Genomic DNA, 26,528 nt, shown 5'->3' with positions numbered 1-26,528 from the left:
GGCTCGGGCTGCTGGGCTTCGTGGTGGCGCTCAACCTCGGCATCGTCTATATCAACGTGCTGCTCAACGAGTGGAACCGGGTGTTCTACAACGCGCTGGAGCAGCATGACTACACCTCCTTCAAGGAGTTGCTGATCCGCTTTTCGTGGATTGCGGGCTTCTTCATCGTGGCGGCCATCTCGCGGCAGTACTACACCATGATGCTGCAGATGCGCTGGCGGACCTGGATGACCGGCCAGTTCATGGAACACTGGCTCAGCCACCAGGCCTACTACCGCATCGAGCAGACCCACGCCACCGACAACCCCGACCAGCGGCTGGCCGATGACCTGCGCTCCTTTACCGACGGCGCGCTGACGCTCTCGCTGGGCTTGCTCAATTCGGTGGTGACGCTGGTGTCCTTCGTCGGCATCCTGTGGGCGGTGTCGGGGCCGATCAGCTTCGCGCTGGGCGGCAGCACCGTCACCATCCCCGGCTATATGGTGTGGTTCGCGGTGGGCTACGCGGTGATCGGCTCGCTGATCGCTCACCTGGTGGGGCGCCCGCTGATCGGCCTGAACTTCCAGCAGGAGCAGTACGAGGCGGACTTCCGTTTCACGCTGGTGCGCCTGCGCGAGAACAGCGAGCCGGTGGCGCTGTACCGCGGCGAGCCGACCGAGCAGGCCGGCCTGCACTCGCGCTTCGACCGCATCCGCGCCAACTGGAACCAGCTGATGCGCTACACGCGGCGGCTGACCTTCGTGAATTCCGGCTACAGCCAGTTCGCCATCATCTTCCCGCTGATCGTCGCGGCGCCGCGCTACTTCGCCGGCAAGATGACGCTGGGCGGGCTGATGCAGATGAGCTCCGCCTTCGGGCAGGTGCAGGGCGCGCTGTCCTGGTTCGTCGACAGCTACGCCACGCTGGTCGGCTGGAAGGCCGCGGCCAACCGGCTGATCGATTTCCGCGATGCCATCCGCGTGGCCGAGCGCCAGGACCAGGAACACACCGGCGTGCGCGATATCGAGGTCGACCAGGCCGACGCCGAGGCCATCCGCATCGATTCGCTGGCGCTGGCGCTGCCGGTGCGCACCACGATCCGCGGCGAGATCCTGCAGCGCCCGCTGGTGGCGCCGTTCTCGCTGCAGATCGCGCCCGGCGAGCGCTGGCTGGTGAGCGGGCCTTCGGGCTGCGGCAAGAGCGTGCTGTTCCGCGCGCTGGCCGGTATCTGGCCTTATGGCAGCGGCACGGTGGCAATGCCGCGCGCGGCGCGCATGCTGTTCCTGCCGCAGCGCAGCTACCTGCCGATCGGCTCGCTGGCCGACGCGCTGGCCTATCCGGACGCCGGCACCGTGCACAGCCGGGAATCGCTGCAGGCAGTGCTGGTCCAGGCCAGGCTGGGCGCGCTGACCGGGCAGCTCGACGTATTCGACAACTGGTCGCTGCGGCTGTCGCCGGGCGAGCAGCAGCGGCTGGCCTTTGCGCGCGCGCTGCTGCAAAGGCCGGATTACCTGTTCCTCGACGAAGCCACCAGCGCGCTCGACGAGGAAACCGAGGAAGCGATGTACCGCCTGATGGTGGAGTCGCTGCCCGGCGCGGCCATCGTCAGCATCGCCCACCGCAGCACGGTGGCGGCATTCCATGGCCGCCGGCTGCGCTATGTGGCCGCGGACGGGGCGCACTGGGAAGCGGACCAGAGCCGGCAAAGTGGGCAAGGCGAGGCGGCTGCGGTAAGCTATCGGGTCGTACACGAAGCGTGAGGGCGGTGCGGCCGCAATCTGCGGCCCGCTTGCAGCCGCGCGCCACACATCATGGCAGGCCTCGAAAAAGATACTCCCCATCCCACCGCCCTTACCGTGCACACCCAGTCGCGCGTGCTGGAGGTGGGCTTCGACAACGGCGCCGCCTTCCGGCTGCCCTTCGAATACCTGCGCGTCAACTCCCCCTCGGCCGAAGTGCAGGGCCACGGTCCCGGGCAGGAAGTCCTGCAGACCGGCAAGCGCGACGTGACCATCGTCGCCGTCGAGCCGGTGGGCAACTATGCCGTCCTGATCCGTTTTTCCGACGGGCACGATACCGGCATCTTTTCCTGGGAACTGCTTTACCGCCTCGGCGCGGAGCACGACGCGACCTGGCAGGCCTACCTGAAGCGACTGGAAGCAGCCGGGGTCGACCGCGACGCCCCGATGCCCGCCGCCGGCGGCCACGCCTGCGGCAACCATTGAGCTTGAGCGCCGCGCGCGCGATTACTGATTTACGGAGCAAGTCATGAGCGAAACCCACTTCGGGTTCGAAAAGGTCAATGAAGATGAGAAGGCCGGCAAGGTGGCCGGCGTTTTCCATTCGGTGGCCAGCAAGTACGACGTCATGAACGACCTGATGTCGGGCGGCATGCACCGGCTGTGGAAGATGTTCACGATCGCCCAGGCCGGCGTGCGGCCGGGCTTCAAGGTGCTCGACATCGCCGGCGGCACCGGCGACCTGTCCAAGACCTTTGCCCGCCAGGCGGGTCCGACCGGCGAGGTCTGGCTGAYCGACATCAACGAATCGATGCTGCGCGTGGGGCGCGACCGCCTGCTGAACAAGGGCATCGTCACCCCGGTCTGCCTGTGTGACGCCGAGCGCATTCCGTTCCCGGACAACCACTTCGACCTCGTCACCGTGGCATTCGGCCTGCGCAACATGACCCACAAGGATGCCGCGCTTGCCGAGATGCGCCGCGTGGTCAAGCCGGGCGGCAAGGTGATGGTGCTGGAGTTTTCCAAGGTCTGGAAGCCGCTGGAAAAGGCCTACGACATCTATTCTTTCAAGGTACTGCCATGGCTTGGCGAGCGCGTGGCCCAGGATTCCCACAGCTATCGTTATCTGGCGGAATCCATCAGAATGCATCCAGACCAGGTTTCACTTGTACGCCTGATGGAACATGCGGGCCTGGAGAATGTCGAATACTTCAATCTGACCGCGGGCGTCGTGGCGCTTCACGTCGGACGAAAGTACTAGACAATAAAGGCTCAGCAAAAATTGAGCGAACTTAACAGGGGAAGCACTGATATGTCGCTATTTCGTGGAAAATTCATGGCATGTGTGCTGATCGGCACACTGGCCCTCGGCCTGGCACTCGATGCCAACGCCAAACGCCTGGGCGGGTCGCGCAGCATTGGCAAGCAATCGTCCGGCGTGACGCAGCGCCAGCAGACCCCGCCGCAACAGCAGCCGTCGCAGCCGCCTGCGCAGCAACCGGCCCAGCAGGCCGCACCGGCTGGCGCCGCCGCGGGCGCAGCCGCAGCGGCCGCGCCCAAGCGCAACTGGGGTGGCATGCTGGGCGGCATCGCCGCCGGCCTGGGTATCGGCTGGCTGCTGTCGCACTTCGGCCTGGGCGGGGCGGCGATGAGCTTCCTGTCCAACCTGATCCTGATCGCCCTGGTGGTCTTCGTGGCGATGTGGCTGATCCGCAAGTTCCGTGGCGGCGCAAGCCGTCCGCAGCAGCCGGCCTACGCCGGCGCCGGTGGCGGCAATGGCCTCGGCAGCGAACCGACGCTGCGCCAGCAGGCGCCGGCGGCTGCGTCGAATCCCGTGATGGCGTCGCCTGCTGCGTCGCAATCGCCGGTCGCGCCGGTCATGGCAGGCGCGGCGGGCGCCGTGGCGGCAGCCCAGCCCTGGGGCGTGCCGGCCGATTTCGATACCGAGGCCTTCCTGCGCAATGCCAAGGTCTACTACGTGCGTCTGCAGACCGCGTGGGATGCCGGCAACCTCGAGGACATCCGCGAGTTCACCACGCCCGAGATGTTCGCCGAGATCAAGATGGACCTGTCCGAGCGCGGCGCCGAGGTCAACAAGACCGACGTCGTCACGCTGGAAGCCGAGCTGCTGGGCATCGAAGACAGCCCGGCGCAGCATCTGGCGAGCGTGCGCTTCTCCGGCATGATCCGTGAAAAGGCGGGCGATCCGGCGCAGCCGTTTGCCGAAGTCTGGAACCTGGCCAAGCCCGTCAGCGGTAGCGGCGGCTGGGTGCTGGCGGGGATCCAGCAGGTTTCCTGACCGCGTCAGTCCTTCTTGTCCGGCCGGCYGCTGCGCGGCCGGCAGGTGGCTTAGAATGGAGGCCCACGTGAAAACGTGGGCTTTTTTTGTTCGGCGATGCGGTGCGGGTGCAAGGAGGCGCGTCTTCTCCAGTGGCGGCCGCGCGGCCGCGCAGGCACCGGCCCGCCGGCCAAGCCGATTCCAACCCGTCAGCACTGAAAACTGAAAGGCCCCGCCCCCAGCCCACCCCGTTCCTATGCCCACCCTTCCCACCCCCCTGACCGCGCCCCCCATCACTGCCCTGAATCATCTGCTGGAGCAGGAGCCCTGGGCGGTTTCGCTGCTCCAGCCTTTCGCCGGCCGCGTGATCCGCTTCGATGCGGCCGCGTTTACGCTGGCTCTGCGCATTACCGGGCAGGGACTGACGGAGCTGGCGCCGGCGGTGGWAGAGCCGGCGGTGACGCTGACCGTGCCGCTGCAGCAATGGCCGCTGGTGGCGTCCGACGTGGCCAGCGGCGGGCAGGCGGCGGCGATGAAGCATGTGCGCATCGAAGGCGACGCCGAACTGGCCAATACGGTGTCGATGCTGGCGCGCAACCTGCGCTGGGACGCCGCCGAGGACTTGTCGCGCGCGCTGCGGGGCATCCTGGGCGGACCGCTCAGCGACAGCGTGGCGCAGCGGGTGGTGCAGGGCGCGCAGGAGGTCCATGCGCAGGCCACGCGGCTAGGCCGCACGCTGGTCGAGAACGTGACCGAATACCTGCTCGACGAGCAGCCCACGCTGGTGCGCCATGCCGCGCTCGACGAGCTCGGCACCGGGGTGCGCGCGCTCGGCGACGATCTCGCGCGGCTGGAGAAGCGGCTGGAGAAGCTCGAGCAGGGCGCCCGCATGCAAGGCGGCGCGGCGGGCGGGGCGGGCAGCCTGCCGTCAGCCCACCGCTGAACCCGCCAGCGCCTTGCCGATGCCACGCACGTCGCCTGTATTGCCTGCCCCGGCCAATCCGTACCGCCCAAATACTGAAGAACCTGCATGACCCGCTTCCTGCGCCTTTGCAAGATTGTTTTCGTCGTCCTCTACTACGGGCTGGACGAACTCGTGCTGTCCGGTTTCAAAAGCCGCCGCATCCGCTTCCTGGTGCGGGTCATCACCATCGGGCGCAAGCTCGACATGCCGCGCGGCGAACGCCTGCGGCTGGCGCTGACGCGCCTCGGGCCGATCTTCGTCAAGTTCGGCCAGGTGCTCTCTACCCGGCGCGACCTGATGCCGGCCGATATCGCCGATGAACTGGCCAAGCTGCAGGACCAGGTGCCGCCGTTCGATCCGGTGGTGGCGGTCAAGATCATCGAGCGTTCGCTCGGCCGGCCGCTGGCCACGCTGTTCGAGAGCTTCGACCACCAGCCGGTGGCCAGCGCGTCGATCGCGCAGGTGCACTTCGCCACGCTCAAGGGCGGCTCCAGCCACGGCCGCGAGGTGGCGGTAAAGGTGCTGCGCCCTGGCATGCTGCCCGTGATCGACAGCGACCTGGCGCTGATGCGCGACCTCGCCACCTGGCTGGAGCGCTTCTGGGCCGACGGCAAGCGCCTCAAGCCGCGCGAGGTGGTGGCCGAGTTCGACAAATACCTGCACGACGAACTCGACCTGATGATCGAGGCCGCCAATTGCAGCCAGCTGCGCCGCAATTTCAGCGATACCCAGCTGCTGCTGGTGCCCGAGGTGTTCTGGGATTTCTGCAGCAGGGAAGTCTTCGTGATGGAGCGCATGCACGGCATCCCGATCTCGCGCAACGAAGCGCTCAAGGCGGCCGGCGTCGACATGCACAAGCTGGCCGAAGAGGGCGTGGAGATCTTCTTCACCCAGGTCTTCCGCGACGGCTTCTTCCATGCGGACATGCACCCGGGCAATATCCTCGTATCGGTGGCACCGGAGACGCTCGGCCGCTATATCGCGCTCGACTTCGGCATCGTCGGCGCGCTCTCGGAGTTCGACAAGAACTACCTGGCGCAGAACTTCATCGCCTTTTTCCGCCGCGACTACCATCGGGTGGCGCTGTTGCACGTCGAATCCGGCTGGGTGCCGCCCGACACGCGGGTGGAGGAACTCGAAAGCGCGGTGCGCGCCTGCTGCGAGCCCTATTTCGACAAGCCGCTCAAGGAGATCTCGCTGGGCATGGTGCTGATGCGCCTGTTCCAGACCTCGCGCCGCTTCAACGTCGAGATCCAGCCCCAGCTGGTGCTGTTGCAGAAGACCCTGCTGAATATCGAAGGGCTGGGCCGCCAGCTCGATCCCGACCTGGACCTGTGGAAGACCGCCAAGCCCTTCCTTGAGAAATGGATGCACGAGCAGGTGGGCTGGAAGGGCGCCTGGGAACGCATCCAGGTGGAAGCGCCGCAATGGGCCAAGATGCTGCCGGACTTCCCGCGCCTGGCGCACCAGTTCCTGGAGCGCCGCGCGCTGGTGGACAACAATAACCAGGAAAAGCTGCTGGGCGCGCTGATCTCCGAGCAGCGTCGCACCAACCGCCTGATCGTCACCGCCTTGCTGCTGGCCGGCGGCTTCCTCGCCGGCATCGTGCTGACCGAGATGCTGTCGCTGGGCGGCTACCTGTAGCGCCGGCAAGGCAACAAGGCGGCAGGGCTTGACCCGGACCGGCAAGGGCGCGGGCGCGCCCGGACCGGCCTGCCTGCCGATCTGGCGCAGGCGCTTGTCAGGCAGGCGCTCGTAAGCGCCCGCTCACCTCGTCAGCCGCGTACGCGGCCATTGTGCTTGTCGCGATAGATCGCCCGGCTGTCATGGTTCTCGGCGCGCTGGATGCCGCGCTGTTCACCTGCCCCGACGTGACCGTTGGCACCGGCGCGCGCCTCGCGGCGGTCCACCCGGGCCTGGCCACGCTCGAGCTTGCCGGCCTCGCGGTTGGTCAGCGAGCCATTGCCCACGCCGTTCTCGATGCGCTGCTCCTGGTTGATATTGCGCTGCACGTCAGCCTGCATGCGTTGCGACGAGGCGCTGGCCGGATTGCCGGTGACGCCGTTGTGGGTGTCGCGGGAGATATCGCGGCTGACGTTGTTTTCGGCGCGCTGGATGGCCGCCTGTTCGCGCGGCGAGACCGAGCCGTTGGCGAGCGCGTGCGATTCCATGCGGTCGACCCGGGCGGTCTGCTTTTGCAGGCTGGCCGCCTCGCGCGTGTTCAGGCTGCCGGACTGCAGGCCGTTCTCGATGCGCTGTTCCTGGTTCACGTTGCGCTGCACGTCCTGCGAGACCGCGGCGGTCTGCGCGCCGGCCAGTCCTGCGCCGAGCAAGCCGGCGGCGAGCAGCAGGGTCTTGAGCATCTGGGTCTGACGGTTGCGGTTGGCCATGGTGTTCTCCTTTTCCTCTTGAGGTCGTGGGCGGCAGCGCGGCGCGCCGGCGGGGTGCCGGCGGGCGGCTCGGTGGCGCTGCCTTGCCTGCTTTAATGCGCAAGGCACGGGTGACGCTGACGGCAGCTTTGTAAGCTGTGTAACCGGGCGTAAGCCGCATGGCCGGCGACGCCCGTGGCGCGGCGGTCGGGTGCCCCGGCCACCTGTGGCGCCTGCGCAGCATCGGCACGGCAATTTCCGCGCGGCCGGGAATTTTCTTCGCTCGCAGCTGTCTGCGTGGCTATAATCCGCGTTTTGATTCGGCTACGACCGCAGGCTTAGATCAGCCACCCATGCGGCCCCGACCGATGAATTGGACCCGGGACGGGGCAGAGGGGCAGACCAGCGCATCCCGCCCGCCCGGCAACCGGTTTCTCGCCGCAAGGGCATATCTGGGATAGGGCAGCAGCATGCTGATCTGGTTCGTCGTCATCTACTGGGTAATCTCCGTCGGCATTGGCCTGTGGGCCGCGCTGCGCGTGCGCAACACCGCGGACTTCGCGGTCGCCGGCCGCAGCCTGCCGTTCTACGTCGTCACCGCCACCGTGTTCGCCACGTGGTTCGGCTCGGAGACGGTGCTGGGCATCCCCGCGGTCTTCCTCAAGGAGGGCCTGTCCGGGGTGGTGTCCGATCCCTTCGGTTCCTCGCTGTGCCTGATCCTGGTCGGGCTGTTCTTCGCGCGTCCGCTGTACCGCATGAACCTGCTGACCATCGGCGACTACTATCACAACCGCTATGGGCGGCTGGCCGAGGTGCTGACCACGGTGTGCATCGTGATGTCCTACCTGGGCTGGGTCGCCGCGCAGATCAAGGCCCTCGGGCTGGTGTTCTTCACCGTTTCGGACGGCGCTCTGTCGCAGGACGCCGGCATGATGATCGGGGCCGCCAGCGTGCTGGTCTACACCCTGTTCGGCGGCATGTGGGCGGTGGCGGTGACCGACTTCATCCAGATGATCATCATCGTGATCGGCATGCTGTATATCGGCTTTGAGGTCAGCGGCCAGGCCGGCGGCGTGGTGGCGGTGGTGTCGCACGCGGCGGCGGCGGGCAAGTTCGAGTTCCTGCCCTCGCTGGACCTGGTGCAGATCATCGGCTTCGCGGCTGCGCTGTTCACSATGATGCTGGGCTCGATYCCSCAGCAGGACGTGTTCCAGCGCGTCACCTCGTCRCGCACSGAGMAGATYGCCGGSCGCGCCTCGGTGCTSGGCGGCGTGCTGTAYTTCTKYTTCGCYTTCATCCCGATGTTCCTGGCGTATTCAGCCACCATGATCGATCCCGAGATGGTGCAGAAGTACATCAACACGGACTCGCAGCTGATCCTGCCCAAGCTGATCCTCACCCATGCGCCGATGTTTGCCCAGGTCATGTTCTTCGGCGCGCTGCTGTCGGCCATCAAGAGCTGCGCCTCGGCCACCCTGCTGGCGCCGTCCGTGACCTTCGCCGAGAACATCCTGCGGCCGTACTTCCGCCACCTCGACGACCGCCGCTTCCTGCGCGTGATGCAGGCCGTGGTGCTGTCGTTCGCCGTGCTGGTGACCCTGTTCGCGCTGAACTCGCACCTGTCGATCTTCCATATGGTGGAAAACGCCTACAAGGTCACATTGGTATCGTCCTTCGTGCCGCTCGCGTTCGGCATGTTCTGGAAGCCGGCCACGCGCCAGGGCGGCCTGGCCGCCATCCTGCTGGGGCTGGCGTCGTGGCTGTGCTGCGAGATCGCCTTTGCCGACGCGGCGGTGCCGCCGCAGATGGTCGGCCTGATGTTCTCGCTCGGCGGCATGGTGTTCGGATCGTTGCTGCCGCAGTGGATCGGCGACCATCCGCGGGTCAAGGAAGTGCACCTCGCCTGAGCGAAGCCGGCCCGGGATGCGCCAGGCGTGCGTTCTGAGGCATTTTCTGCCCCTTTTCCTGCGGCCCGGCATACGCAGAACGGTTTATAATTCAAGGCTTTGCACCGCCATGTGACGCACGGGAACGGCAATCTCCCGGCCAGCGCGGCGGCGCGGTTCCATCCAATTTCCGTTCCAGAATCCTCGCGGAGAGCCACTATGCCGATCTATGCCTACCGTTGCGACGCCTGCGGCCACGGGCGCGATGTGCTGCAGAAAATGAGCGATGCCCCGCTCACCGACTGCACATCCTGCGGCGCGGCGGGCACCTTCAAGAAACAACTGACCGCGGCCGGCTTCCAGCTCAAGGGCTCGGGCTGGTATGTCACCGACTTCCGCGGTGGCGGCAACAGTGCCGCCGCCGCGCCGGCCACGGCCCCCGCCAGCGGTGGCGACAGCGCCGGCGCGGCGCCCGCATCGGGCGGCGACACGGCGGCGGCGGGCACCAGCGCCGCCTCCACCACCACCGCATCGACAAGCACGGCCGGCGGTTGCGGCAGCGCTTGCGCCCATTGAAAGCAGAACGCACCGTGCCGGCGAAGAAAACCTCCGCCCTCAAGACCTGGTTCCTGACCGGGCTTCTGGTGCTCGTGCCGCTGGGCATCACGCTATGGGTGCTCAGCCTGGTCATYGGCACCATGGACCAGAGCCTGGCGCTGCTGCCCGAAGCCTGGCGGCCGGACCGCCTGATGTTCGGCAAGCGCGTGACGGGGCTGGGCGCGATCCTGACCCTGCTGTGCATCCTGGTCGTCGGGATGCTGGCCCACAACTTCATCGGCCAGCGGCTGGTGCGCTGGTGGGAAGCGCTGCTCGGCCACATCCCGGTGGTCGGCCCGATCTACACCAGCGTCAAGCAGGTTTCCGACACGCTGCTGTCCTCCTCCGGCAACGCCTTCCGCAAGGCGCTGCTGGTGCAGTATCCGCGCGAAGGCTCGTGGACCATCGCCTTCCTGACCGGGCGTCCCGGCGGCGACGTGCAGAATCATCTCCAGGGCGAGTACGTCAGCGTCTACGTGCCGACCACGCCCAATCCGACCTCGGGCTTCTTCCTGATGATGCCCAAGGCCGATACCATCGAACTCGACATGACCGTCGACGCCGCGTTGAAGTACATCGTCTCGATGGGCGTGGTGGCGCCGTCCGAGCTGCCGCGCAAGAGCGGCACGGTGCGCACCGACGAGGCGCAGGCCGAAGCCCTCGCCGAATCCGCCGACACAACGCCTTCAAATTGATCGCCGGCCGCACCAGCGGCCGCGTTATTCCGGGAATTCTCTTATGTCCTCCATGCGTACTCACTATTGCGGTCTCGTGACCGAACAACTGACGGGCCAGGAAGTGGCCCTGACCGGCTGGGTGCAGCGCCGCCGCGACCATGGCGGCGTGATCTTCATCGACCTGCGCGACCGCGAAGGCCTGGTGCAGGTGGTGTGCGATCCCGACCGTCCCGAGATGTTCAAGGCGGCCGAAGAGATCCGCAACGAGTTCTGCATCCGCGTCACCGGCAAGGTGCGTGCGCGTCCGGCGGGCACCGAGAACGCCAACCTGACCTCGGGCAAGATCGAAGTGCTGTGCCACGAGCTGACCGTGCTGAACCCGTCGGTCACGCCTCCGTTCCAGCTCGACGACGACAACCTGTCCGAGACCACCCGCCTCACGCACCGCGTGCTGGACCTGCGCCGCCCGCAGATGCAGTACAACCTGCGCCTGCGCTACAAGGTGGCCATGGAGGTGCGCAAGTTCCTGGACGCACAGGGCTTCATCGACATCGAGACCCCGATGCTCGGCAAGAGCACGCCGGAAGGCGCGCGCGACTACCTGGTGCCGTCGCGTACCAACCCCGGCCATTTCTTCGCGCTGCCGCAGTCGCCGCAGATCTTCAAGCAGATGCTGATGGTGTCGGGCTTCGACCGCTACTACCAGATCACCAAGTGCTTCCGCGACGAAGACCTGCGCGCCGACCGCCAGCCCGAGTTCACGCAGATCGACTGCGAGACCTCGTTCCTGACCGAGCAGGAGATCCGCGACCTGTTCGAGGACATGATGCGCACGGTGTTCAAGAACGCCATCGACGTGGACCTGGACGCCAAGTTCCCGGTGATGGAGTTCCGCGAAGCCATGGCCCGCTTCGGCTCGGACAAGCCTGACCTGCGCGTCAAGCTCGAATTCACCGAACTGACCGACGTGATGAAGGACGTCGACTTCAAGGTGTTCTCGGGCCCGGCCAACAGCGACAACGGCCGCGTGGTCGGCCTGCGCGTGCCGGGCGGCAGCGCCATCTCGCGCGGCGAGATCGATGCCTACACCCAGTTCGTCGGCATCTACGGCGCCAAGGGCCTGGCCTGGATCAAGGTCAATGAAGTGGCCAAGGGCCGCGACGGCCTGCAATCGCCGATCGTCAAGAACCTGCACGACGCCGCCATCGCCGAGATCCTCAAGCGCACCGGCGCCCAGGACGGCGACATCATCTTCTTCGGCGCCGACAAGGCCAAGGTGGTCAACGATGCCATCGGCGGCCTGCGCCTGAAGATCGGCCATTCGGAGTTCGGCAAGACCACCGGCCTGTTCGAAGACGTGTGGAAGCCGCTGTGGGTGATCGACTTCCCGATGTTCGAGTACGACGAGGAAGACGCGCGCTGGGTTGCCATGCACCACCCGTTCACCAGCCCGAAGGACGAGCACCTGCAGTACCTGGAGACCGATCCGGGCAAGTGCATCGCCAAGGCCTACGACATGGTCCTGAACGGCTGGGAAATGGGCGGCGGCTCGGTGCGGATCTTCCGCGAGGACGTGCAGAGCAAGGTGTTCCGCGCGCTCAATATCGGCGAGGAAGAAGCCCGTGCCAAGTTCGGCTACCTGCTGGACGCGCTGCAATACGGCGCGCCCCCGCACGGCGGCCTGGCCTTCGGCCTGGACCGCATCGTCACGATGATGGCCGGTGCCGATTCGATCCGCGACGTGATCGCCTTCCCCAAGACCCAGCGCGCGCAAGATCTGCTGACGCAGGCGCCGAGCTCGGTCGATGAGAAGCAACTGCGCGAACTGCATATCCGCCTGCGCGCGGCCGAGCCGAAGACCGCCTGAGTTCCTGGCGCTTGCGCCTGAATGGAAGGGCCTTGTGTGGCGCCAACGCTGGTTGGCGCCGCCAGGGCCCTTTTTGATTTCCGTGCGTCTGTGCCGTGTCCGGCATGCGGGCTGGTTTCCAATTGTTACATCGCGGAACGAAGCCCCCCGGCCCAAGTCTTCTTCCTTTATGGCGCCAAGCCGCAAGCCCATTTCGAAGGCACGCCGGCCGCGCGGGAGGAATCTGTCGTGTCCCTGGATGTAGAACCGATCCGCCAGTTTTTGCTGGCCCATGCCGAAACCATCGTGACCTGGCTGGTGGCCGGGCTGGCGATGATGTTGCTGGCGCGTTTCGAGTTGCGGCGCGCGGTGCGCCGTTCGGCGATCGCCATGTCGGAGTCGGTTGCCACCACGGTGGCCGCCTGCGTGCCCGATATCGCGCATGCCGCGCAGAGCGGCGGTGCCGCCGCCGCCGTGCCGATGCTAGAGCCGGTCGAGATGCAGCGCGCCGACGCGCTGCGCCGGGTTGCGCTCGACACCGTCGGCACCGTGATGGCACGCGGGCGCTGGCTGGAGGACCTGGGCAACCTGCGCGTGGCCGAGGAGGCGCTGTTGCAGGGCAGCCGCGCCGGCGGCGCCGACCCGCTGCTGGTGGTGGCGCCACAGCAGGTGGTGCAGGCTTACCTGGCGGCACAGCGCAGCTTCGACGAGTACGCTGCGCAATTGCGTGACGAGCGCCGCGAGGCGATGCGCCTGCAAGACGGGCTGCAGGCGCTGGCGGCGGAGGCCGCGCATGTCGAGCAGGAGACCGCGAGCATCGTGATGCGTTTCGAGCAGGCCAACGCGCAGGCGGCACATGGCGTGGAACCCGGCGACTACCAGCGTTTCCTGATCCAGAAGTACAACGCGCTGGGCGTGCGCGAGAAGGAGATCGCGCAGGAGCGCGCGCAGCTTCAGACACAGGCCCAGCTGGCCGCCGACCGCCTGGCGGCGCATGCCAGCGCCGCTTCGCGCGACTACACGCAGGCGCTCACGCCGCTCATGCAGYAGCTGCGCGCGGCGTGGGGCCACGGCGATTCGCCTGGCGTGTTCGAGACCTGGCTGCGCGAGGCGCCGGCTCCGTCGAACGCACACGCTGCCTGAGTGCCGGCGGGCGCCCGCAAAAGTCGCCCGCAAAGATCGCCCGCAGGGCCGCTCGCGGCCCATCCCATGCCTGCCGGTTCCACCATGCGCGAAATCGCGGAGCCGCGGCGTTTTCCCGTCGCGGCTCCGCCCATCTGGGGTAAGCTTGGGAACGTTGTCCGCCTCCATCCCATGTCCTACAAGATTCCCCGATCCGTGCTGGTCGTGATACATACGCCAGACCTGCAAGTGCTGTTGCTGGAGCGTGCCGACCGGCCGGGATACTGGCAATCGGTCACCGGGAGCCTGGATGCGCCCGACGAGCCGCTGGCCGTGACGGCCGCGCGCGAGGTGGCCGAGGAGACCGGGCTTATCGCCGCCGAGCACCGGCTCGAAGACTGGCAGCACACCCTCGACTACGAGATCTACCCGCAGTGGCGCCACCGCTACGCGCCGGGCGTGACGTGCAATACCGAGCACTGGTTCGGCCTGCGCGTGGCGCGGCCGGTGCCGGTGACGCTGGCGCCGCGCGAGCACCTGCAATGGCAATGGCTGCCGTGGCGTGAAGCGGCGGCACGCTGTTTCTCGAGCAGCAATGCGCAGGCCGTGCTGCAACTGGACTGGCGAGTGCAGGGACGGCGCGCTCCCTGCGGAGCCGCTTCATGAGACTGCGCGTCGTCACCTACAACATCCACAAGGGTGTGACCGGCATCGCGCGCAAGCCGCGGATCCAGAACGTGCGCCTGGGCTTGCAGACGGTCGATGCCGACATCGTCTTCCTGCAGGAAGTGCAGGACCGCAACGATCGCCTGGTGGCCGCCGCGCTGTTCGATCCCGACTACACCCAGCTCAACTACCTGGCCACCGACGCCTATCCGCATTCGGTGTACGGGCGCAACGCGGTGTACGACCACGGCCACCATGGCAACGCCATCCTGTCGCGGCATCCGATCCTGATGTCGGAAAACCTCGACATCTCCGATCACCGCTTCGAGCAGCGCGGCCTGCTGCACGCGGTGGCGGACATGAACGGCACCGAAGCCCACCTGATCTGCGTGCATTTCGGGCTGTTCGCGCGCAGCCGCGCGCGCCAGGCCGAAGCCCTGGTCAAGCGCGTGTGCGATGTGGTGCCGGCCGAGGCGCCACTGCTGATCGCCGGCGATTTCAATGACTGGAACCACCGGCTCGACGACCTGATCTGCTCGACCCTGGGCACCACGGAAGTCTCGCATGCCGGCGGCTCGCGCCTGCACACCTTTCCCAGCCACATGCCGTGGTGGCAGCTCGACCGCATCTATGTGCGCGGCTTCGAGATCGAGAGCGCCAGCGCGCTGACCGGACGCGACTGGGCGCAACGTTCGGACCATGTGCCGCTGATGGCGGAGCTGGCCCGCATCGCGGTGCCGGAGCGGCCACTGAAGGCCAAGGTCCGCTCCTGAAGCCGGGGGGGCATCCTTCCACCCCCGGTGCGCGCCGGCGCGTCGCGTCTTCGGCAGCTTGCCGCACCTTTCTCCGCACCATCCTCCGCACCATCCTCCGCACCTTCCGCGCCTTGCCTTTCCTCAGATCCCCATTTTCTCGAGCATCCCCTCGACGAAGCGTACCCGCTTGGGCAGCGGGCGCGGGTCGCGCGGATAGAGCAGGTGCACCGGGCGCGGCGGCGGCAGGGCGTCTTCCAGCAACGGCACCAGCAGGCCCGCGGCCAGGTCGGCGGCCAGCAGCACTTCGGGCTGCATCACGATGCCGCAGCCGGCCAGCGCGGCGCGGCGCAATACTTGCCCGTTGTTGCTGCCGAGCGGGGCGCCATCCGCCGCCGCGCCGCCGTCCGGCAGTTCTGGCCAGCCCATGCCATGGCGCCACAACAGATGGTTCAGGCAACGGTGGCCGGCCAGTTCGGCCGGCGTGCGCGGCACGCCGGCATGCGCCAGGTAGGCCGGTGCCGCGCAGATGCACATGCGGTAGGGCCGCAGCGGGCGCGCCACCAGTTGATCCGAACCGGCGAGGGTGCCGATGCGGACCAGGGCGTCGAAGCCATCTGCGATCAGGTCCGCGTAGGCGTCATCGAGCACCAGTTCTACCTTGACCTCGGGGTGACGCAGCAAGAACGCCGCCACCGCCTCGGCCACCGCGGTCTCGCCCAGCGTCACGGGCGCGCCGACGCGCAGCAGGCCGCGCGGCTCGCTGTGCAGGCGCTCGGCCACGGTGTCGGCGGCACGCACCTGCGCCAGGATGCGCCGGCATTCGTCCAGGTAGAGGCGGCCGGCTTCGGTCAGGCGCTGGCGGCGCGTGCTGCGCTGGAGCAGGCGCACGCCGAGGCGCTGTTCGAGTTGCCCGACATGCTTGCCTACCATCACCGCCGACAGGCCCAGTGCCGCGGCGCAGGCCGTGAAGCTGCCGGCCTCCGCGGCGGCGGCGAAGATCTCCATGCTGCGCAGCTTGTCCATCGATTCCGAATCCATGGTTAGGAATGCTCGAAATCCTAGCCCATTTATCGTGTTCCCGCCGCGTATCAGAATGAATTCCATTGGCGGAAGGAAGGAATTGGCGCCTCGGCCGATTCCGCCGCTTCGGCCATTTCGGCCATTTCGGCCGCATCCCTCCCCATCATCCTGAAGGAACAACAATGAAGAAGATCGTCGTGATCGGTGCGAGCGGCACCCTGGGCAAGGCGGTGGTGGCGAATCTCTCGGCCCGCCATGAAGTGGTCGAGGTCGGCAAGACCAGCGGGGCGCTGCAGGTGGACATCACGGTGCCGGAGTCGGTGCAGGCGCTGTTCGAGCGGCTCGGCAAGGTCGACGGCATCGTCTGCGCCACGGGGCAGGTGTTCTTCGGCCCGGTGCCGCAGATGCGTGCCGAGGATTTCGCCATCGGCCTGAACGACAAGTTGCTGGGCCAGGTGCGGCTGGCGCTGGTCGGCCAGCACTACCTGAACGACGGCGGCTCGATCACGCTGACCAGCGGCATCCTCAGCGACCAGCCCATCCACGCCGGCGCAAATGCCTCCAGCGTCAACGCCGCGCTGGACGGCTTCGTGCGCGCCGCCGCGGTGGAACTGGGCCGGGGCCTGCGCATCAATGTGGTCAGCCCGACCGTGGTGCAGGAATCGTGGGGCGCGTACGGCCCGTTCTTCCCGGGCTTCGAGGCGGTGCCGGCGGCGCGCGTGGCGCTGGCCTACCAGCGCAGCGTGGAAGGCCCGGGCAACGGCGAGATCTACCGGGTCTGGTAAGCAGGCAATTCCGGCAATGCCGGCAGGGAGGGTCGTCGCGGCCGCCTAGCCGGTGTGCGCGCGCACCAGTGCGACGATGGCGTCCACGTCGGCCAGGTCGAGCACCGGCAGCGTGGTCATCGCCGCCACCTTCCCGGGCTGGTCGCTGGCCACGGCGACCACGCCGGGCACCTCAGGCCACAGCGGTGGCAAGCCCAGCGCGGGGCGGAACACTTCCAGCTTGGGAAAATCGCTGCGCTTGTAGCCTTCGACCAGCACCAGGTCGGTGTCGGCAGGCAGCACGCCGAGCGCTTCGGCCAGCTCGGGCGAGGGCTCCGACTCCGCATAGTTGCGCATCAGCGTCAGGTGGCGCGCGCCGACCAGGACCACGTTGGCGCAGCCCCCCTGGCGCATGCGCCAGGAATCCTTGCCCGGCGTATCGGGATCGAAGCCGTGGTGAGTGTGCTTGATCCCGGCCACGCGCAGGCCTGCGGCGACGAAGCGCGGGATCAACTGGTCCAGCAGCGTGGTCTTGCCGCTGCCCGACGAGCCGGAGATGCCGAAAACCTTCACGATAGGGTGGAAGACGGGATAAAGCGCTGAAGATAGCAGAGAACGGCGCGGGCGGCGCGGCCGGGCTCGCAGTGTTGCGCGTGTTGCCCCGCGCTCGCACATGACTTCGGCGTGGCTGATAATGTGCCTCATGTCTTCGATACCGCTCACCCGCCTGCCATACGCGCCGCCAGCCGCCGCCTTGCGAGACGATGCCGATGCGCCGGCGTCGCCGCGCGCGCCGCGCCGCGCCGGGCCGCTGCGCTCCGAGTGGCGCCGCGGCAAGCCGCTTGGCGGCAACGCCGTGCGGCTGCTGCACTGCGGCCGGGATTTTTTCCCGGCGCTGATCGCCGCCCTCGACCGCGCGGTGCTCTCGGTCTCCCTCGAAACGTATATCTACGCCGACGACGACGTCGGCGCGGCCGTGACCGATGCCCTGATCCGCGCCGCCGGCCGCGGCGTGGATGTGCGGCTGGTCGTGGACGGATTCGGCGCGGGCGACATGCCCGCCGCGCTGGCAACGCGCCTGCGCGAAGGCGGCGTGCGGCTCAAGGTGTTCCGTCCGCTGCGCGGCTTCAGCCTGGCTCGCCGCAACCTGCGGCGGCTGCACCGCAAGCTGGCGGTGATCGACCAGCAGGTCGGCTTCGTCGGCGGCATCAATATCATCGACGACCATAACCACGGCCCTTTCGAGAGCGAGGGGCTGGGCCCGCGCTATGATTTCGCGGTGGAGGTGCGCGGTCCGCTGGTGGGCCAGATCGCGCTGACCGCGGAGCGCCTGTGGTGGCAGCTTTCGCTGCGCGGCGAGATGCGCAGCGTGGGCCTGGCGGGCGTGGCGGCTGAATTTCCCCTGATCACCGATTTGCCGCTGCCGCGCCAGGATCTTGCCGGCGGCATGCGCGCCGCGCTGCTGTTGCGCGACAATCTGCGCAACCGCCGTGCCATCGAGCGCCAGTACCTGCAGGCTCTCGGCGGCGCGCGCCGCGAGGTCATCATCGCCAACGCCTATTTCCTGCCCGGCCACAAGATGCGCCGCGCACTGCTGGCCTGTCGCCGGCGCGGCGTGCGCGTGCGCCTGCTGCTGCAGGGGATGGTGGAGTACCGCTTGCAGCACTACGCCACGCATGCGCTCTATGACACCTTGCTCGGCGCCGGCGTGGAAATCCACGAATATGCCGACAGCTTCCTGCACGCAAAGGTGGCGGTCGTCGACGATGCCTGGGCCACGGTGGGGTCGAGCAATATGGACCCGTTCAGCCTGCTGCTTGCGCGCGAGGCCAATGTGGCGGTCTACGATGCCAGCTTCTGCGCCGAGTTGCGCCAGGAGCTGGAGCAGGCCATCGCCACGCGCAGCACCGAGGTCAAGGCCGCCACCCACGCGCGCCGCTCGGCGCTGCACCGCATGGGCAGCTGGGCCGCCTATATGGTGTTGCGCGTAGGCGTGGTGATCGCCGGCGTGACAGGGCGCTACTGAAGCGCTTTTAAGCGTTTGCTGCTTTGCGGCAGGTGCGGCACTCTCGGTCGTGGCATGCCGCTGCGTCGCCGTGTCGCAGCTTGTTGCGGCGCATCGAACGCAGGCGCTGCGTTTAGAAACGCCGGTCTAATTAAATGCTTGCCGCCGAAGGGCGTCGTCACAATAATCTGAACGACCGTTCTTTTTTGCCTTAGACTGCGTGCATTCGCGTCTGCCGGGCGGCGTCATCAGGCAGCCAGGCAGCGAAAAAAAGCATTACGTCAGGGTCATCCGCGGCAGCGATAGGGATCGCGCCGCGAAGAGAATGGAGAAAAAATCATGCGACACCAGTCTGCTCGTCTCGAATCCGCCACTTCCGCGTCCCCCGCGCCCATGCGCAAGGGGGAGATGACGCGCGTGGCGATTCTGGATGCCGCGCTGGAATTGTCGTCCCGCGACGGGCTCGAAGGCTTGACCATCGGCCTGTTGGCGGAACGCATGCAGATGAGCAAGAGCGGCGTGTTCGCGCATTTTGGTTCGCGCGAGGACCTGCAGGTGGAAGTGGTGCGCGAGTATCACCGGCGTTTCGAGCAGGAGGTGTTCTATCCCTCGCTGCACGAACCGCGCGGGCTGCCCCGGCTGCAATCCATGGTGCGGCGCTGGATGGAAAAACGTATCCAGGAAGTCACCACGGGCTGCATCTATATCAGCGGGGCGGTGGAGTACGACGACCGCGCGGAAAGCCCGGTGCGTGACGAGCTCGTCAAGAGCGTCACCATCTGGCGCGCCGCGCTCACGCGCGCCATCGACCAGGCCAGGGAAGAGGGGCACCTGCGCGCGGACTGCGATCCGCGCCTGATGCTGTTCGAGATGTACAGCCTTGAACTAGGCTTGCATCATGACGCCCGCTTCCTGCGCCTGCCCGCCAGCGCCGAGCTCGCCATGGTCGCGCTCAACAAGTTGATCCAGTCTTACCGTACCTGACGCCGCCGCGGCGTCCCGCGCCAGATCGTGCACGGGCGGCGTAGCGGCATCACCAATACCTCCAAGGAGTCTTTGATGGGCCAGTACACCGCACCGTTGCGCGACATGCAGTTCGTGCTCCATGAATTGCTCGGCGTGGAAGCCGAACTCAAGGCGCTGCCCCAGCACGCCGACATCGACGCGGAAACCATCAACCAGGTGCTCGAGGAAGCTGGCAAGTTCTGCGCCGAGGTGGTCTTCCCGCTCAACCAGAGCGGCGACCGCGAAGGCTGCACCTACGTCGGCGACGGCGTGGTCACCGCGCCGAAGGGCTTCAAGGAAGCCTATCACCAGTACGTGGAAGCCGGCTGGCCCGCGCTGGGATGCGATCCGCAGTACGGCGGCCAGGGCCTGCCCATCCTGGTCAACAACGCGCTGTTCGAGATGCTGAACTCGGCCAACCAGGCGTGGACCATGTATCCCGGCCTGTCGCACGGCGCGTACGAAGCGCTGCACGCGCACGGCACGCCCGAGCTGCAGAAGACCTACCTGCCCAAGCTGGTGTCCGGCGAATGGACCGGCACCATGTGCCTGACCGAGCCGCATTGCGGCACCGACCTCGGCATCCTGCGCAGCAAGGCCGAGCCGCAGGCCGACGGCTCCTACAGCATCACCGGCACCAAGATCTTCATCTCCGCCGGCGAGCACGACCTCTCCGCCAACATCATCCACCTGGTGCTTGCGCGCCTGCCGGACGCCCCGCAGGGCACCAAGGGCATCTCGCTGTTCGTGGTGCCGAAGTTCGTCCCCGACGCCAGCGGCAACCCGGGCGAGCGCAACGGCATCAAGTGCGGCTCGATCGAGCACAAGATGGGCATCCATGGCAACGCCACCTGCGTGATGAACCTGGACGGCGCGCGCGGCTGGATGGTGGGCGAGCCCAACAAGGGCCTCAACGCCATGTTCGTGATGATGAACGCGGCGCGCCTGGGCGTGGGCATGCAAGGCCTGGGCCTGACCGAAGTGGCCTACCAGAACTCGCTGGCCTACGCCAAGGACCGCCTGCAGATGCGCGCGCTGACCGGTCCCAAGGCGCCGGACAAGCCCGCCGATCCGATCATCGTGCACCCCGACGTGCGCCGCATGCTGCTGACGCAGAAGGCCTTCGCCGAAGGCGGCCGCGCCTTCAGCTACTGGACCGCGCTGCAGATCGACCGCGAGCTGTCGCACCCGGACGAAGCCGTGCGCAAGGAGGCCGGTGACCTGGTCGCACTGCTTACGCCGGTGATCAAGGCCTTCCTGACCGACAACGCTTTCACCGCCACCAACGAAGGCATGCAGGTGTTCGGCGGCCACGGCTACATCGCCGAGTGGGGCATGGAGCAGTACGTGCGAGATGCACGCATCAACATGATCTACGAAGGCACCAATACCATCCAGGCGCTGGACCTGCTGGGCCGCAAGATCCTCGGCGACATGGGCGCCAAGATGAAGGCCTTCGGCAAGATCGTGCAGGAATTCGTCGAAGCCGAGGGCACCAACGAAGCCATGCAGGAATTCGTCAACCCGCTGGCCGACCTGGGCGACAAGGTGCAGAAGCTCACCATGGAAATCGGCATGAAGGCGATGGGCAACCCCGACGAAGTCGGCGCTGCCGCGGTGCCTTACCTGCGCGTGGTGGGCCACCTGGTGTTCTCGTACTTCTGGGCCCGCATGGCCAAGATCGCGCTGGAGAAGGAAGCCGCCGGCGACAAGTTCTACACCAGCAAGCTGGCCACCGCACGCTTCTACTTCGCCAAGCTGCTGCCCGAAACGGCCGCCGAGATCCGCAAGGCGCGTGCCGGTTCGGCCACGCTGATGGCGCTGGACGCCGACCTGTTCTGATGTACTGAGGGCGTTTCGGCCGCGATCGGTTTGCCCCGTCTCCCGCTTGCGGGAGACGGGCGGGGGAGAGGGCAGGGGTTTGCGATGCGGCAACGCCCGCGCGCGCCTGCCCTCTCCCCCGGCCCTTGCCCATGAATGGGCGAGGGGAGACTACCCGGCGCGGCCGACGCCTGCTTACTCCCTGCCTCTTCTCAACGCTCACTTCCCTAGGAGCGCGCATGTCCAATTTCATCGTCAAGAAGGTCGCCGTGCTGGGTGCCGGCGTCATGGGAGCGCAGATCGCGGCGCATCTCGTCAATGCCCGCGTGCCGGTGGTGCTGTTCGATCTTCCGGCCAAGGAAGGCCCCAAGAACGGCATTTCGCTCAAGGCCATCGACAACCTCAGGAAGCTCTCGCCCGCGCCGCTCGCCATCAAGGACGAAGCCGCGCTGATCCAGGTTGCCAACTACGAGGACAACCTCGCCCTGCTCAAGGAATGCGACGTGGTGATCGAGGCGATCGCCGAGCGCATGGACTGGAAGCATGACCTGTACAAGAAGGTCGCCCCGCACCTGGCATCGCATGCCATCTTCGCCACCAATACCTCGGGCCTGTCGATCACCGCGCTGTCCGAAGGCTTCGACGCGGACCTGAAGTCGCGCTTCTGCGGCGTGCACTTCTTCAACCCGCCGCGCTACATGCACCTGGTCGAGCTGATCCCGACCGCCACCACGCAGCCCGCCATCCTGGACCGCCTGGAGACCTTCCTCACCTCCACGCTCGGCAAGGGCGTGGTGCGTGCCAGGGACACGCCCAATTTCATCGCCAACCGCGTCGGCATCTTCTCGATCCTGGCCGTGTTCGCCGAGGCCGAGAAGTACGGCATCCCGTTCGACGTGGTGGACGACCTGACCGGCGCCAAGCTGGGCCGCGCCAAGTCCGCCACCTTCCGCACCGCCGACGTGGTGGGCCTGGACACCATGGCCCACGTCATCAAGACCATGCAGGACACCCTGCAGGACGATCCGTTCGCGCCGGTGTACAAGACGCCGGCCGTGCTCAAGGGCCTGGTCGACGCGGGCGCGCTGGGCCAGAAGACCGGCGCCGGCTTCTACAAGAAGGAAGGCAAGGCCATCAAGGTACTGGACCCCAAGACCGGCCAGTACGTCGACTCGGGCAAGAAGGCCGACGAGATCGTGGTGCGCATGCTGAAGAAGGAGCCGGCCGAGCGCATCAGGCTGCTGCGCGAATCCACCAACCCGCAGGCGCAGTTCCTGTGGGCGGTGTTCCGCGACGTGTTCCACTACATCGGCGTCTACCTCGAGCAGATCGCCGGCTCGGCCGCCGACATCGACCTGGCGATCCGCTGGGGCTTCGGCTGGAACTCCGGTCCCTTCGAGGACTGGCAGTCGGCCGGATGGACGCAGGTCGCCGAGTGGGTGAAGGAAGATGTCGACGCGGGCAAGGGCCTGTCCAGCGCCGCGCTGCCGGCATGGGTGTTCTCCGGCCCGGTGGCCGACAACCAGGGCGTGCATGCCGCGCAGGGTTCGTGGTCGCCGGCCGCGCAGGCCTTCGTGCAGCGCAACGCGCTGCCGGTCTATGAGCGCCAGGTGTTCCGCGCCGCGCTCAAGGGATCGGCCGCGGCCGATCCCCGCAAGGCGGGCCGCACCGTGGAAGAGAACGATGCGGTGCGCATCTGGGTCAGCGATGGCCAGGACGACGTGCTGGTGGTCTCGTTCAAGAGCAAGATGAACACCATCGGGCCGGACGTGATCGACGGCCTCACGCGCGCGATCGACCTGGCGGAAGCCGGGTACAAGGGCTTGGTGGTGTGGCAGCCCACCTCGCTGCAGCTCGGCGCGCCGGGCGGCCCGTTCTCCGCGGGCGCCAACCTGGAAGCCGCGATGCCGGCCTTCATGATGGGCGGCGCCAAGGGGATCGAACCCTTCGTCAAGAAATTCCAGGACGGCATGATGCGCGTGAAGTACAGCGCGGTGCCGGTGGTGGCGGCGGCGTCCGGCATCGCGCTGGGCGGCGGCTGCGAGCTGATGCTGCATTCGGCCAGGCGCGTGGCCGCGCTGGAGACCTATGTCGGCCTGGTGGAAGTGGGCGTGGGCCTGGTGCCGGCGGGCGGCGGCCTGAAGGAAGCCGCGCTGGCCGCGGCACGCGCGGCGCAGGCGGCCGGCAGCACCAACTACCTGCAGTTCGTCACCAGCCGCTTCCAGAACGCGGCCATGGCCCGGGTCTCGGCCTCGGCGCTGGAGGCGCGCGCGATGGGCTACCTGCAGCCGTCGGACACCATCGTGTTCAACGTGCATGAGCTGCTGTACGTCGCGCAGAACGAAGTGCGCGCGCTGGCCAGCGCCGGCTACCGCGCGCCGGTGCCGGGCACGCTGGTGCCGGTGGCCGGCCGCTCGGGCATCGCCACCATCAAGGCGTCGCTGGCGAACATGCGCGATGGCGGCTTTATCTCCGCGCACGATTTCGTGATCGCCAGCCGCATCGCCGAAGCCGTCTGCGGCGGCGACGTGGAAGCCGGCTCGCTGGTCAGCGAGGAATGGCTGCTGGCGCTGGAACGCCGTGCCTTTGTCGAGCTGCTCGGCACGGGCAAGACCCAGGAACGCATCATGGGCATGCTGCAGACCGGCAAGCCGGTGCGCAACTAAGGCAAGCGAGGAACCGACATCATGAAACAACTGCAAGACGCATACATCGTTGCCGCGACCCGCACGCCGATCGGCAAGGCGCCCAAGGGCGCGTACAAGAACACCCGCCCGGACGACCTGCTGGCCACCATCCTGCGCGCGGCCGTGGCGCAGGTGCCTGACCTCGATCCGGCGCTGATCGAGGACGCCATCGTCGGCTGCGCGATTCCCGAGGCGCAGCAGGGCCTGAACGTGGCGCGCATCGGCGCGCTGCTGTCGGGCCTGCCGGTCAGCGTGGGCGGCATCACCGTCAACCGTTTCTGCGCCTCGGGCGTGTCGGCGGTAGCGATGGCGGCCGACCGCATCCGCGTGGGGGAGTCCGACGTGATGATCGCCGCCGGCGTGGAATCGATGAGCATGGTGCCGATGATGGGCAACTCGCCGTCGATGTCGCCGTCGATCTTCGAGCGCGACGAGAACATCGGCATCGCCTACGGCATGGGCCTGACCGCCGAGAAGGTGGCGCAGAAATGGAAGGTCAGCCGCGAAGACCAGGATGCCTTTTCGCTGGCGTCGCACCAGAAGGCCATCCGCGCCCAGCAGGCCGGCGAGTTCAACGACGAGATCACGCCGGTGGAGATCGTCGAGCGATTTCCCGACCTGGCCACCGGCGAAGTCCGCATCAAGACGCGCACCATCTCGCTCGACGAAGGCCCGCGCCCGGAGACCTCGCTTGAAGGCCTGGCCAAGCTGCGCCCGGTGTTCGCCAACAAGGGCAGCGTCACCGCCGGCAACAGCTCGCAGACCTCGGACGGTGCCGGTGCGCTGATCCTGGTCTCGGAAAAGATCCTCAAGCAATTCAACCTGGTGCCGCTGGCGCGCTTCGTCTCGTTCGCGGTGCGCGGCGTGCCGCCCGAGATCATGGGCATCGGCCCCAAGGAAGCGATTCCCGCGGCGCTGAAGGCGGCCGGCCTGACGCAGGACCAGATCGACTGGATCGAGCTCAACGAAGCCTTCGCCGCGCAGGCGCTGGCCGTGACGCGCGACCTGGCACTGGACCCCGCCAAGGTCAACCGCATGGGCGGCGCCATCGCCCTGGGCCACCCGCTCGGCGCCACCGGCGCGATCCGCTCCGCCACCGTGGTGCACGCCCTGCGCCGCCACAACCTCAAGTACGGCATGGTGACCATGTGCGTCGGCACGGGGATGGGCGCGGCAGGGATCTTCGAGCGCGTCTGAACGCGCCGCCGGCGAAATGGGGCCACGGGGACACGGTTTCGCGCCGTGGCCCCGTGGCCCCGCAGCCCCGCGGCCCATTTCGCCACTCTCTCGATCAGGTGAAGAAAGCAGTGCCATGACAAGGAGACAGCTGCCGCCACGATGCGGCTCACCGGACAGGGAGGAAACAACAAGATGCAGGAGACAGTCATCGTGGCCGACGCCGCGTGCGACATGCCGCGCGCGCTGATGGCCCAACTCGGGGTACAGACGCTGCCGTTCCGCATTCGCGCAGGGGATCGCTTCGTGGCCGATGTGCGCGACGAGCCGGCCTTGCCCACGCTTTACGCGCAATACCTGGTCGGCAAGCAGGATCACTACGCCGAATCGATTCCCTTGCTGGAGCGGGAGATCGAGGACCACCTGCTCAAGCATGTGGTGACCACTTGCGACCGCGCGCTCCTGCTTACCATCGCCAGCACGCGCAGCAAGCTGTACGCGCACGCGTCCGGCGCGGTGGTCGGGACCGTGGCCAAGAGCTTCAAGGCACGCAAGGATGCGGGGCGCAGCGGCCTGTTCGACCTGACCGTGATCGACACCGGCGCGATCGGCCCGGGGCAGGCGCTGATCGTGCGCGAGGCCGCCCGCATGCTGGCCGGCGGCGCCAGCGCGCAGTCCGTCGTGGAGGCCGTGGAGGCGCGCCTGCGCGACGCGGCGCACATGTTCCTGGTGCCGGACGAGCTGCTCTATATGTACACGCGGGCGCGGCACAAGGGCGAGAACAGCATCACCTGGGGCCGCTACATGCTGGGCAGCGCCTTCAATATCCGTCCCGTCGTGCATATGCACCGCGGGCAGACCGAGGCGGTGGCCAAGGTGCGCGGCGCTGACGAAGGCATGCGCCGCGTGATGGCCCATGCCGAACGGTGCATCCGCGGCGGCCGCCTGCTCAGCCCGGCAGTTTCCCTCAGCTATGCGGGACCGCCCGAGGCGATCCGCGCCACCGCCGCCTTCCAGTCGCTGGCGCGCACCGCGCAACGGCACGAGGTGGAGCTGATGCTCGCGCCGATGAGCCTGACGGTCGCGCTCAACGTCGGCGCGAATGCGTTCGGGATGAGCTATCTTTGCGAGGATCCGCCGCCGCTGGAATAGGCTGCGGCGATACACAAGTC

Annotated in this window: 23 protein-coding genes; 20 read left to right on the top strand and 3 right to left on the bottom strand. The window is 67.4% G+C overall.

Features of this window, described 5'->3' with window-relative positions:
• The 6 genes from AC1DK4_RS25825 to ubiB form a co-directional block, all read left to right on the top strand.
• A partial coding sequence (locus AC1DK4_RS25825) for an ABC transporter ATP-binding protein/permease (protein ID WP_477131864.1) occupies positions 1-1,739 on the top strand: 1,739 nt, incomplete at its 5' end.
• 51 nt (positions 1,740-1,790) lie between these two features.
• Complete coding sequence (locus tag AC1DK4_RS25820; RefSeq protein WP_441613633.1) at positions 1,791-2,204, top strand: gamma-butyrobetaine hydroxylase family protein; 414 nt, start codon at positions 1,791-1,793, stop codon at positions 2,202-2,204.
• A gap of 43 nt (positions 2,205-2,247) precedes the next feature.
• Positions 2,248-2,979 (top strand): bifunctional demethylmenaquinone methyltransferase/2-methoxy-6-polyprenyl-1,4-benzoquinol methylase UbiE, encoded by a 732-nt coding sequence (ubiE, locus tag AC1DK4_RS25815; protein WP_477131863.1) that lies wholly within the window; start codon positions 2,248-2,250, stop codon positions 2,977-2,979.
• A 51-nt stretch (positions 2,980-3,030) separates the two neighbouring features.
• Positions 3,031-4,017 carry a Tim44 domain-containing protein gene (locus tag AC1DK4_RS25810; protein ID WP_441613631.1) on the top strand — a complete coding sequence of 329 codons (987 nt, stop codon included), beginning with the start codon at positions 3,031-3,033 and terminating at the stop codon, positions 4,015-4,017.
• A gap of 235 nt (positions 4,018-4,252) precedes the next feature.
• Positions 4,253-4,939 (top strand): ubiquinone biosynthesis accessory factor UbiJ, encoded by a 687-nt coding sequence (locus AC1DK4_RS25805; protein WP_477131862.1) that lies wholly within the window; start codon positions 4,253-4,255, stop codon positions 4,937-4,939.
• 87 nt (positions 4,940-5,026) lie between these two features.
• On the top strand, positions 5,027-6,604 hold the full coding sequence (gene ubiB / locus AC1DK4_RS25800; RefSeq protein WP_441613629.1) for a ubiquinone biosynthesis regulatory protein kinase UbiB: 1,578 nt from the start codon (positions 5,027-5,029) through the stop codon (positions 6,602-6,604).
• A gap of 131 nt (positions 6,605-6,735) precedes the next feature.
• On the opposite strand, the gene AC1DK4_RS25795 is transcribed toward ubiB, so the two are convergent.
• Positions 6,736-7,350, bottom strand: coding sequence for a hypothetical protein (locus AC1DK4_RS25795; protein WP_441613628.1), 615 nt, complete (start codon positions 7,348-7,350; stop codon positions 6,736-6,738).
• A gap of 449 nt (positions 7,351-7,799) precedes the next feature.
• Between AC1DK4_RS25795 and AC1DK4_RS25790 the strand changes: the two genes are divergently transcribed.
• The 7 genes from AC1DK4_RS25790 (at position 7,800) to AC1DK4_RS25760 (ending at position 14,896) form a co-directional block, all read left to right on the top strand.
• Positions 7,800-9,236: a high affinity choline transporter 1 gene (locus AC1DK4_RS25790; protein ID WP_477131861.1), complete on the top strand. Its 1,437-nt coding sequence runs from the start codon at positions 7,800-7,802 to the stop codon at positions 9,234-9,236.
• 198 nt (positions 9,237-9,434) lie between these two features.
• The gene (locus tag AC1DK4_RS25785; protein ID WP_441613626.1) at positions 9,435-9,791 is read left to right on the top strand and encodes an FmdB family zinc ribbon protein; all 357 of its coding nucleotides are present in this window, start codon (positions 9,435-9,437) and stop codon (positions 9,789-9,791) included.
• A gap of 14 nt (positions 9,792-9,805) precedes the next feature.
• Positions 9,806-10,507 (top strand): DUF502 domain-containing protein, encoded by a 702-nt coding sequence (locus AC1DK4_RS25780; protein WP_441613625.1) that lies wholly within the window; start codon positions 9,806-9,808, stop codon positions 10,505-10,507.
• A gap of 43 nt (positions 10,508-10,550) precedes the next feature.
• A complete protein-coding gene (aspS, locus tag AC1DK4_RS25775; RefSeq protein ID WP_441613624.1) occupies positions 10,551-12,356 on the top strand; it encodes an aspartate--tRNA ligase in 1,806 nt (601 codons plus the stop codon).
• Between the two features lie 228 nt (positions 12,357-12,584).
• A complete protein-coding gene (locus AC1DK4_RS25770; protein WP_477131860.1) occupies positions 12,585-13,478 on the top strand; it encodes a hypothetical protein in 894 nt (297 codons plus the stop codon).
• Between the two features lie 171 nt (positions 13,479-13,649).
• Entirely contained in the window at positions 13,650-14,123 is a 474-nt protein-coding gene (nudB, locus tag AC1DK4_RS25765) for a dihydroneopterin triphosphate diphosphatase (RefSeq protein ID WP_441613622.1), read from the top strand.
• Positions 14,120-14,896, top strand: coding sequence for an endonuclease/exonuclease/phosphatase family protein (locus tag AC1DK4_RS25760; RefSeq protein WP_441613621.1), 777 nt, complete (start codon positions 14,120-14,122; stop codon positions 14,894-14,896). Before nudB ends, AC1DK4_RS25760 begins: the two co-directional genes overlap by 4 nt.
• A gap of 123 nt (positions 14,897-15,019) precedes the next feature.
• Here the strand turns inward: AC1DK4_RS25760 and AC1DK4_RS25755 are convergent, their stop codons facing one another.
• The gene (locus tag AC1DK4_RS25755) at positions 15,020-15,916 is read right to left on the bottom strand and encodes a LysR family transcriptional regulator (protein WP_441613620.1); all 897 of its coding nucleotides are present in this window, start codon (positions 15,914-15,916) and stop codon (positions 15,020-15,022) included.
• 65 nt (positions 15,917-15,981) lie between these two features.
• Here AC1DK4_RS25755 and AC1DK4_RS25750 point away from each other — a divergent pair, with 65 nt between their 5' ends.
• On the top strand, positions 15,982-16,683 hold the full coding sequence (locus tag AC1DK4_RS25750; RefSeq protein WP_441613619.1) for a short chain dehydrogenase: 702 nt from the start codon (positions 15,982-15,984) through the stop codon (positions 16,681-16,683).
• A gap of 45 nt (positions 16,684-16,728) precedes the next feature.
• Here the strand turns inward: AC1DK4_RS25750 and mobB are convergent, their stop codons facing one another.
• Positions 16,729-17,235, bottom strand: a complete 507-nt coding sequence (gene mobB / locus AC1DK4_RS25745; RefSeq protein WP_441613618.1) for a molybdopterin-guanine dinucleotide biosynthesis protein B — start codon at positions 17,233-17,235, stop codon at positions 16,729-16,731.
• Positions 17,236-17,365: 130 nt separating this feature from the next.
• Here mobB and clsB point away from each other — a divergent pair, with 130 nt between their 5' ends.
• The 6 genes from clsB to AC1DK4_RS25715 all read left to right on the top strand — a co-directional run bounded on the left by clsB (position 17,366) and on the right by AC1DK4_RS25715 (position 26,508).
• Complete coding sequence (clsB, locus tag AC1DK4_RS25740; protein ID WP_441613617.1) at positions 17,366-18,688, top strand: cardiolipin synthase ClsB; 1,323 nt, start codon at positions 17,366-17,368, stop codon at positions 18,686-18,688.
• 372 nt (positions 18,689-19,060) lie between these two features.
• A complete protein-coding gene (locus AC1DK4_RS25735; RefSeq protein ID WP_043343612.1) occupies positions 19,061-19,651 on the top strand; it encodes a TetR/AcrR family transcriptional regulator in 591 nt (196 codons plus the stop codon).
• A gap of 75 nt (positions 19,652-19,726) precedes the next feature.
• A complete protein-coding gene (locus AC1DK4_RS25730; RefSeq protein ID WP_441613616.1) occupies positions 19,727-21,514 on the top strand; it encodes an acyl-CoA dehydrogenase C-terminal domain-containing protein in 1,788 nt (595 codons plus the stop codon).
• 218 nt (positions 21,515-21,732) lie between these two features.
• On the top strand, positions 21,733-24,159 hold the full coding sequence (locus AC1DK4_RS25725) for a 3-hydroxyacyl-CoA dehydrogenase/enoyl-CoA hydratase family protein (RefSeq protein WP_441613615.1): 2,427 nt from the start codon (positions 21,733-21,735) through the stop codon (positions 24,157-24,159).
• A gap of 18 nt (positions 24,160-24,177) precedes the next feature.
• A complete protein-coding gene (locus tag AC1DK4_RS25720; RefSeq protein ID WP_441613819.1) occupies positions 24,178-25,377 on the top strand; it encodes an acetyl-CoA C-acyltransferase in 1,200 nt (399 codons plus the stop codon).
• Between the two features lie 174 nt (positions 25,378-25,551).
• On the top strand, positions 25,552-26,508 hold the full coding sequence (locus AC1DK4_RS25715) for a DegV family protein (protein WP_441613614.1): 957 nt from the start codon (positions 25,552-25,554) through the stop codon (positions 26,506-26,508).
• The last annotated feature ends 20 nt before the right edge of the window (positions 26,509-26,528 follow it).

The sequence above is a fragment of the Cupriavidus sp. 05N38 genome (assembly GCF_056397345.1).
This window is presented reverse-complemented; position numbering and strand designations above follow the sequence as displayed.